Below are 9,072 nucleotides of genomic sequence, written 5' to 3' on the forward strand. Positions count from 1 at the left end.
TAAGGAGTTTGTATGAACCTTCGTCCTTTGCACGATCGCGTCATCGTCAAGCGCCTCGACCAGGAAACCAAGACTGCGTCCGGCATCGTTCTCCCGGATGCAGCTGCTGAAAAGCCGGACCAGGGCAAAGTCCTGGCCGTCGGCAACGGCAAGATCCTGGAAGACGGCAAGGTCCGCGCGCTTGACGTGAAAGTTGGCGACGTCGTGCTGTTCGGCAAGTACTCCGGCCAGACCGTGAAGGTCGAAGGCGAGGAAGTGCTCGTCATGCGCGAAGAAGACATCATGGCTATTGTCCAGAAGTAATACGAATCCCTACCCAATAATTAAGGAGTAACGAATATGGCAGCTAAAGACGTAGTTTTCGGCGATGCCGCCCGTCACAAGATGGTTGAAGGCGTCAACATCCTCGCCAATGCCGTCAAGGTCACCCTGGGCCCGAAAGGCCGCAACGTTGTCCTCGAGCGCTCCTTCGGCGCCCCGACCGTCACCAAGGACGGCGTTTCCGTTGCCAAGGAAATCGAACTGAAAGACAAGCTCATGAACATGGGCGCGCAAATGGTGAAGGAAGTCGCATCCAAGACCTCCGACAACGCCGGTGACGGCACCACCACCGCGACCGTTCTGGCACAAGCCATCGTCCGCGAAGGCATGAAGTACGTTGCCGCCGGCATGAACCCGATGGACCTGAAGCGCGGCATCGACAAGGCTGTCGCTGCAACCGTCGACGAACTGAAGAAGATCGCCAAGCCCTGCACCACTTCCAAGGAAATCGCCCAGGTCGGCTCGATCTCCGCAAACTCCGACGCATCCATCGGCGACCGTATCGCTGAAGCAATGGAAAAGGTCGGCAAGGAAGGCGTCATCACCGTTGAAGACGGCAAGTCCCTGAACGACGAACTCGACATCGTCGAAGGCATGCAGTTCGACCGCGGCTACCTGTCCCCGTACTTCATCAACAACCCGGAAAAGCAAGTCGCTATCCTGGAAAACCCGTTCGTCCTGCTGTTCGACAAGAAGATCTCGAACATCCGTGACCTGCTGCCGGTACTGGAACAAGTCGCCAAGGCTGGCCGTCCGCTGCTGATCATCGCTGAAGACATCGAAGGCGAAGCGCTGGCAACCCTGGTTGTGAACAACATCCGTGGCATCCTGAAGACCTGCGCCGTCAAGGCTCCGGGCTTCGGCGACCGCCGCAAGGCCATGCTGGAAGACATCGCCATCCTGACCGGCGGCCAGGTCATCGCTGAAGAAGTCGGCCTGACCCTGGAAAAGGCAACCCTGAATGATCTCGGCCAAGCCAAGCGCGTCGAAATCGGCAAGGAAAACACCACCCTGATCGACGGCGCAGGCCAGGCAGTTGCGATCGAAGCACGCGTCAAGCAGATCCGTGTCCAGATCGAAGAAGCAACTTCCGACTACGACCGTGAAAAGCTGCAAGAGCGCGTTGCCAAGCTGGCAGGCGGCGTTGCAGTGATCAAGGTTGGCGCAGCCACCGAAGTCGAAATGAAGGAAAAGAAGGCACGTGTCGAAGACGCGCTGCACGCAACCCGTGCTGCCGTTGAAGAAGGCATCGTTCCTGGCGGTGGCGTTGCCCTGCTCCGCGCTCGCGCCAACATCAGCCTGAAGGGCGACAACGCCGATCAGGAAGCCGGCATCAAGATCGTCCTGCGCGCCATGGAAGAGCCGCTGCGCATGATCGTCACCAACGCCGGCGAAGAAGCATCCGTCGTCGTGAACAAGGTTATCGAAGGCAAGGGTAACTTCGGTTACAACGCTGCCAACGGCACCTATGGCGACATGGTCGAAATGGGCGTTCTGGATCCGGCCAAGGTCACCCGTTCGGCACTGCAAAACGCAGCGTCGATCGCCGGCCTGATGCTGACCACCGACTGCACGGTTTCCGAACTGGCAGAAGACAAGCCGGCCGCTGGCCCGGCTGGTATGGGCGGCATGGGTGGCATGGGCGGCATGGACATGATGTAATTGCCGACCGGTGGAAGGCGGTAACGCCTTCTACGCTGTCCGTCAAACAAAAAAGCCCGCAGGATTCGTCCTGCGGGCTTTTTTGTTTTTGCCGGTCCGGCTTATTTCGACCAGGCCGGCTTGCGCTTCTCGATGAAAGCCTGCACGCCTTCCAGCGCTGCCTCATCCATCATGTTGCAGGCCATGGTCTGCCCCGCCAGCTGGTAGGCGGCGCCGATACCCATCTCGAGCTGCTTGTAGAACAGCTGCTTGCCCATCGCAATCGCGACGGCCGGCTTGGCGAGGATGCTGGCGGTGAGCTTGCCGATTTCCGTATCCAGTTCTTCCGCCGCGACGACCCGGTTGACCAGTCCGCGTTCGCGCGCCGTCTCCGCATCGATGAACTCGCCCGTGAGCAGCATTTCCATCGCCTGCTTGCGCGAGACGTTGCGCGACAGGCCGACCGAAGGCGTCGAGCAGAACAAGCCGTAGTTCACGCCGGACACCGCGAATTTGGCTTCCTTCGCCGCCACCGCGAGGTCGCACATGGACACCAGCTGGCAACCGGCGGCCGTCGCAATGCCCTGCACCCGGGCGATCACCGGCTGCGGCATTTGCTGGATGGTCAGCATCACCTTGCTGCACTGGTTGAACAGCTTCTTGTAATACTCCTCGGAAGGCTCGGCGCGCATCTGCTTCAGGTCATGGCCGGCGCAAAATGCCTTGCCTGCGGCGGCCAGCACGACCACGCGGACCGCATCGTCGGCCTTCACCGCATCCAGTTCGGACTGCAGCGCAGCAAGCATTTCTTCCGACAGCGGATTGAATTTGTCGCCGCGGTTCAGTGTCAGCGTCGCGACGCCGCCGGAAACGGATTTCAGCGCGTAAGCCTGATTGTCACTCATCGTCACTCTCATCCTCCTCTTCGTCCTTGGGTAATCCGAGGGTCGGCGGCGGCTGGTAGCTGGCAAGCAGCTCGGCGCGGTTCTGCGGCGTCTCGAGGCTGATGCGGCCCAGTGCGCCGCTGCGGTAATCGATCAGCAGCGTATGCGCCGCCTTTTCAAAATCCAGGTCACCGCCCTTGACGCGGAACGCGCGCCGCTGGGCGATGCCTTCGATGACAGCCACGCCGTCCAGCTCATCGGTCTTGAAGCCGTAGCGGGCGGTCAGCAGTTGCGGATAGCGCGCCAGCAGCAGGTCGGCGAGGAAGGTCGCAACCTCTTCTTCGATCACTGCGTTGACACCCACCGCGTGGCTGGCGGCCAGCATCAGGCCATCGGTCGGATGCTCGATCTTCGGCCACAGCATGCCGGGCGTGTCGACCAGCACCATGTTGTTGCCGAGGTAGAGGCGCTGCTGCGCCTTGGTCACGGCCGGCTCGTCGCCGACGGCGGCCACGCGCTTCTTGAGCAGCGCATTCATCAGCGTCGACTTGCCGACGTTGGGAATGCCCATGATCATCATGCGCAGCGGCTTGAGCGCCGTACCGCGGTGCGGCGTGAGGCGCATCGCCAGACCGGGCACCTTGGCCACGTCGGATGGTTTCTTGCAGGAGAGCGCAACGGCGTGCACGTCCTTCTGCTTGCTGAAATGCTCCAGCCACGCCTTGGTGGCGGCAGGATCGGCAAGGTCAGCCTTGTTGAGGATCTTGAGGCAGGGGCGCTGGCGGTGCTTGCGCAATTGCTCGATCATCGGATTGCTGCTGGCGACGGGCAGGCGCGCATCCAGCACTTCGACGACGAGGTCGGTCTTTTCCATGGACTCCGCCGCCTTCTTGCGGGCGGCGTTCATGTGACCGGGGAACCATTGAATGGACATGCGTGAATCAGGTTGGTGGGGCAAGCCGCTATTTTACCTGCTGGCCGCCCCCGCCCCCACGCTAGTCGAGGTCGGCCAGCGCCTTGATATGTGCAACAACACTGCGTGCCAGCGCGGAAAGGTTATACCCGCCCTCGAGACAGCTGACGATGCGGCCATTGGCATGCTCGCGCGCGACCGACATGATTTCCTTGGTAATCCACGCATAATCGGCTTCCACCAGGCCCATCTGGCCGATGTCGTCCTCGCGATGGGCATCGAATCCGGCGGAAATGAAGATCATTTCCGGCTTGTGCGCGTTCAGTGCCGGAAGCCACTTGTCCGCTACCAGCCGGCGTACCGTGTCACCCTTGGTATAGGCCGGCACCGGCACGTTGACCATGTGGTCCGACTCATGCAGCGCCGTGTACGGATAGAACGGGTGCTGGAAGAAACTGACCATGAGCACGCGCGGGTCGTCGAGGAAGGCTTCCTCGGTGCCATTTCCGTGATGGACGTCGAAATCGACGATCGCCACGCGTTTCAGCCCGTGCACCTCGAGCGCATGCTTTGCCGCGATGGCAACATTGCCGAAAAGGCAAAAGCCCATCGCTTCCGTCGGACGGGCATGGTGTCCCGGCGGCCGGATGGAACAAAAGGCATTGTCCAGCTCCCCGGCAATCACCGCGTCAGTGGCAGCAATGGCAGCGCCGGCGGCGCGCAGAGCGGCGGTCCAGCTATGGGTGTTGAGCATGGTGTCGGCATCGATCGGGTAATAGCCGGAGCCGATGCCTTGCAGCGACTCGACGTTCATACGGACACGCTCGATGGCTTCGCGTGTGTGCACGCGCTCGATGGCGGCGAGGTCGGCCGCGGGCGCCTCACGGTAATCGAGGAAGTCCTTGATGCGGCTGGCGATGATCTGGTCTTCGATTGCCTGCAGCCGTGCGGGGCATTCCGGATGCCATGGTCCCATTTCATGGCGCTTGCAATCGGGATGGGAGTAAAAGGCGGTCGTCATGTGTCCAGGAACGCGGCGGAAATTTCTCGCATAGAATCCGTGTGTCGGTGCCGGCATGCGGCAACCGGAAGAGTTGTCTTATAGTGTAGCGAAGAAAATATCATTTGCGGCTTTTTACAGCGCTCCCGCCCATTCACGGATGATCCATGTTCGATAAACTCCACGCCGTTGCAAAGCAGGTCAGCCAGGTCGTCGTTGGAAAAGACACGCAAATCCGCCAGTCGCTGGTCTGCCTGCTTGCCGGCGGACACCTGCTAATCGAGGATGTGCCGGGCGTGGGCAAGACGACCTTGGCGCATGCACTGGCGATCTCGCTCGGATTGAAGTTCAACCGCTTGCAATTCACCAGCGACCTGCTGCCGGCCGATGTGGTGGGCATCTCGATTTTCAACCGAGAAAAGAACGGCTTCGTGTTCCATCCCGGCCCGGTATTCACACAAGTGCTGCTTGCCGACGAGATCAACCGCGCCACGCCGAAGACGCAATCGGCGCTGCTGGAAGCAATGGAGGAGCGGCAAGTCACTGCCGACGGCGTTACGCGCGACTTGCCCAGCCCCTACTTCGTCATCGCCACGCAGAATCCCACGCACCAGATAGGCACTTTCCAGCTGCCCGAGTCACAGCTGGACCGTTTCCTGATGTGCCTGTCGCTCGGCTATCCCGACGCCGCGGCGGAACGTGCATTGTTGATGGGCGAAGACCGCCGCGTGATGCTGAAGTCGCTGCCAACCGCGATGCATCCAGAGGAACTGGCCGCCGCGCAAGCCGCATTGAAAGGCGTGCATGCGTCCCCCGCCCTGATCGATTACGTGCAGGCACTGGCGCAGGCCTCGCGCCAGAGCGGCATGTTTGCCGAAGGCATGAGTCCGCGCGCCACCATCGCCCTGCTGCATGCGGCGCGCGCCTGGGCGGCGCTGGAAGGACGCAACCATGTCATTCCGGAAGATGTACAGGCGGTACTGGTGCCGGTCGCCGCGCACCGCCTGCGTCCGCTCAAGTCCGGAGGCAGCTCCGCGCTGGGAAGCCGCGACCTGGTGCTGCAACTGATGAAATCCGTTCCGGTGTGAAGAAAAAACTGTCCCTCTACGCGAGGCTGGAACACGCGATCCGCGGGCGGCTCAGTAAATGGCTGTTCCGCATGAACGGCGCCGAATCCGGCGAAGTGTTCCTGCACCAGCGTCGGGTCTTCATCGTGCCTACACATCCGGGACTGCTGTTCTGCCTGATGCTGATCGCGATGTTCCTCGGGTCGGTCAATTACAACCTCAGCCTCGGATTTGCCTTCACCTTCCTGATCGCCGGCTGCGCGCTGATCGACATGCACCTGACCTTCCGCAACCTCGCGCACCTGCACCTGAAGGCCGGCCGCGCGGCGCCTGTTTTTGCAGGGGAAGAGGCACAGTTTGAACTGCACCTCATCAACCGCCGCAAGCATGACCGCTACGCGATCTGGCTGGATTTCGTCCATGATGACCGCCCCGAACTGGCACAGCCGGTGGATGTATCCGCCAACGCAACATCGACCGTTTTGCTGTCCACGGCGGCCATCCATCGCGGCTGGCTACCGGCGCCGCGCGTGCGGTTGCAGACGCGCTTCCCGCTGGGATTGCTGCGCGCTTGGAGCTACTGGCAACCAGACGCCAAAGCCCTCGTGTACCCGCGCCCAGAAGACGATGCGCCGCCCCTTCCCTTCGCGGGCGTGGAACTGGACGACGGCCAGGGCCAAGCCGGCAATGACGATTTCGCCGGCATACGCGGTTACCAGGCGGGCGACTCACTGAAGCGGCTGGCATGGCGTCACATCGCGCGCGTCGATGTGGAGGCCGGCGGCACACTGGTGACCAAGCATTTCGAAGGCGGCGCGGCGACCGAGATCATGATCGACATCAACGCGCTGCCGCGTGGCATGGACGCCGAACTGAAGCTGTCGCGCATGACGCGCTGGGTGATGGAAGCGGAAGCCCGCGGCCTCGCGTATGCCTTCCAGCTCGGCCATGTCTCCCTGCCCGCCGCGCACGGCCCCGCACATCGCGATGCCTGCCTGCGCGCACTGGCGCTGCACGGACTGCCATCATGAAGCTGCCCTTCCTCGATCAGAGGTCTTCGCCGCTCGGGGGCAACCGCCCGATGACGCGCGACAAGGGTGACATCCTGTTGCTGCTGGGGGCATGCACACTGGTGCTGCTGCCGCATGCGAGCCACCTGCCGGGCTGGATCATGCCGGTGTGCGCGATCCTGCTCGCCTGGCGCGGATGGATCACCTTTCGCGGCAACCGCCTGCCGCCGCGCTGGCTGCTGCTGCCCCTTGCCTTCGTGACCATGGGCGGCGTCTACCTCACCTACCGCTCAGTATTCGGCCGCGAACCCGGCGTGGCGATGCTGGCGATCCTGCTGGCGCTCAAGCTGCTGGAAATGCATGCCAAACGCGACCTGTTCGTCGCGCTGTTCTTGAGCTTCTTCCTGATCCTGTCGAGCTTCTTTTACTCACAATCGATCGGCATGGCGCTGCTGACCCTGGTCGCCGTGATTGCGATCCTGACGACGCAGGTGTCCTTCCAGTTCACCGGCGCGGTGCCGCCGCTGAAGAAGCGCTTGCGCATGGGCGCAACCATCCTGCTGCTCGCGGCGCCGGTGACGCTTGCACTGTTCCTGCTGTTTCCGCGCATCCAGGGACCGCTATGGGGCATGCCCGGTGACGCGAATGCGGGCCGCACCGGGCTGTCGGACACGATGGAGCCGGGCAACATCCAGAACCTGGCGCAATCGGACGATATCGCTTTCCGCGTGCGGTTCGAGGGACCGCCTCCGGCCAAGACAAAGCTCTACTGGCGCGGCCCCGTGCTCGGCGGATTCGACGGCAGGAAATGGTTCCCGCAGCGCCACCGGGTGCCGGGAGGCGCCAGGATCAACCTGCGCGACGACGCCGTTCGCTATCAAGTGACGCTCGAACCGCACGGCAAGCCGTGGCTGTTCGTGCTCGACATTCCCCGCACCGTGCCCGCGATCACGTCCAACACCGCCCGCCTCACGCGCGACATGCAGCTGCTGGCTGTTGCCCCGATCAACGAACGACTGCGCTATGACGCCGTTTCCCACCTCGATTACGACCTGAATCCGAATGAAGCGCCGGCAGCCTTGGCCCAATGGCTGGAACTGCCCCCGGGCTTCAATCCGCGCACCATTGCGCTCGGCGTGGACATGCGCAAGCGGCTGATGGACGACGGCCAGGTTGTCACCGCAGTATTGCGCCAATTCAGGACGGAACCGTTCCGCTACACATTGCAGCCGCCGCTGCTGGGCAGGGACAGCGTCGATGAGTTCCTGTTCACCACGCGCGCCGGCTTCTGCGAACATTACTCTGCGGCCTTTGTCGTCCTCATGCGCGCCGCCGGGATTCCCGCGCGTGTCATCACCGGCTACCAGGGCGGCGAGCTGAACCCCGCGGACGGCTACTTCGTTGTCCGCCAATCGGATGCCCACGCCTGGGCCGAGGTATGGCTGGAAAACCGCGGATGGGTACGCGTCGATCCAACGGCGGCCGTAGCGCCGGAGCGTATCGAGAGCAACCTCGGCACTGCGCTTCCCCGGCAGTTCCTCGGCGGGCTGATCACCTTCGATCCTTCGGGCAATGCCTTGTTCACCGGCCTGCAGCGCCTGCGCCAGGGATGGGACGCGGCCAGCAATGCATGGAACCAGTGGGTGCTCAACTACACCCCGCAACAGCAGCGCAATTTCATCAAGTCGCTCGGCTTCGACGAAGTCGACTGGCGCACCATGGTGACCCTGCTGTTCTTCTCTGTCGTCGTGGCCGTGGGAATCGTGGTCGTGCCGCTGTTGCTGCACGAAACAAAACGCGATCCGGTGGAAGCGGTGTATGACGCATTCTGCAAGCGACTGGCCCGCAAGGGGTTTCCGCGCGCCCTGCATGAAGGTCCGCGCGATTACCGTGCCCGATTGACATCGGCAGCGTCTCCTTTGCCGCCGGAGCAGAAGGCAGCGCTTGCGCGCTTCCTCGATCTCTATGAAACTGTGCGCTACGGCGCGAGCGGCCTCGCGCACACCGCTGCCGTTGCCAGACTCAAATCCCTCTCAGCCAAATGTCGATGATGTTTTTCAAACCCGCCGTACCCGCAGTCCTGCTCTCCTCCCTGCTCCTCACCTTCACCCTGCCTGCCGATGCATCGCCGAAACAGTCCGGCAAGCAGGCGCGAAAGGCAACAACCCAGGGCGCGAAGCTGCGCAAGGTGGCTGCAAACCCGGACGAGGCGGGCGAGGTTGCCAACTTCACGCAG

9 protein-coding genes are annotated in these 9,072 nt (G+C 62.5%); 6 read left to right on the forward strand and 3 right to left on the reverse strand.

All coding sequences use genetic code 11. From position 1 onward, the window contains the following. Positions 1-12 precede the first annotated feature (12 nt). A complete protein-coding gene (gene groES, locus AYR66_RS09640; RefSeq protein WP_088707318.1) occupies positions 13-303 on the forward strand; it encodes a co-chaperone GroES in 291 nt (96 codons plus the stop codon). Positions 304-339: 36 nt separating this feature from the next. Beyond that, a complete protein-coding gene (gene groL, locus AYR66_RS09645; protein ID WP_088707319.1) occupies positions 340-1,983 on the forward strand; it encodes a chaperonin GroEL in 1,644 nt (547 codons plus the stop codon). A gap of 101 nt (positions 1,984-2,084) precedes the next feature. Here groL and AYR66_RS09650 read toward each other — a convergent pair whose 3' ends face one another. From AYR66_RS09650 to AYR66_RS09660, 3 genes are all read right to left on the reverse strand, one after another. Then, positions 2,085-2,867, reverse strand: a complete 783-nt coding sequence (locus AYR66_RS09650; protein ID WP_206047119.1) for an enoyl-CoA hydratase — start codon at positions 2,865-2,867, stop codon at positions 2,085-2,087. Next, positions 2,860-3,780 carry a ribosome biogenesis GTPase YlqF gene (gene ylqF / locus AYR66_RS09655; protein WP_088707321.1) on the reverse strand — a complete coding sequence of 307 codons (921 nt, stop codon included), beginning with the start codon at positions 3,778-3,780 and terminating at the stop codon, positions 2,860-2,862. The genes AYR66_RS09650 and ylqF overlap by 8 nt, the downstream gene beginning before the upstream one ends. Positions 3,781-3,841: 61 nt before the next feature. Beyond that, entirely contained in the window at positions 3,842-4,780 is a 939-nt protein-coding gene (locus AYR66_RS09660) for a histone deacetylase family protein (RefSeq protein ID WP_088707322.1), read from the reverse strand. Positions 4,781-4,926: 146 nt separating this feature from the next. Here AYR66_RS09660 and AYR66_RS09665 point away from each other — a divergent pair, with 146 nt between their 5' ends. From AYR66_RS09665 to AYR66_RS09680, 4 genes are all read left to right on the forward strand, one after another. Next, a complete protein-coding gene (locus tag AYR66_RS09665; protein WP_088707323.1) occupies positions 4,927-5,847 on the forward strand; it encodes an AAA family ATPase in 921 nt (306 codons plus the stop codon). 71 nt (positions 5,848-5,918) lie between these two features. Beyond that, a complete protein-coding gene (locus AYR66_RS09670) occupies positions 5,919-6,857 on the forward strand; it encodes a DUF58 domain-containing protein (RefSeq protein WP_088709718.1) in 939 nt (312 codons plus the stop codon). Further along, the gene (locus AYR66_RS09675) at positions 6,854-8,887 is read left to right on the forward strand and encodes a transglutaminase TgpA family protein (protein ID WP_088707324.1); all 2,034 of its coding nucleotides are present in this window, start codon (positions 6,854-6,856) and stop codon (positions 8,885-8,887) included. Before AYR66_RS09670 ends, AYR66_RS09675 begins: the two co-directional genes overlap by 4 nt. Next, positions 8,884-9,072: hypothetical protein (locus AYR66_RS09680; RefSeq protein ID WP_206047120.1), on the forward strand; the 189-nt coding region annotated here is incomplete at its 3' end. The genes AYR66_RS09675 and AYR66_RS09680, both read left to right, overlap by 4 nt.

This window comes from Noviherbaspirillum denitrificans, assembly GCF_002211445.1.
Lineage (GTDB): Bacteria > Pseudomonadota > Gammaproteobacteria > Burkholderiales > Burkholderiaceae_D > Noviherbaspirillum > Noviherbaspirillum denitrificans.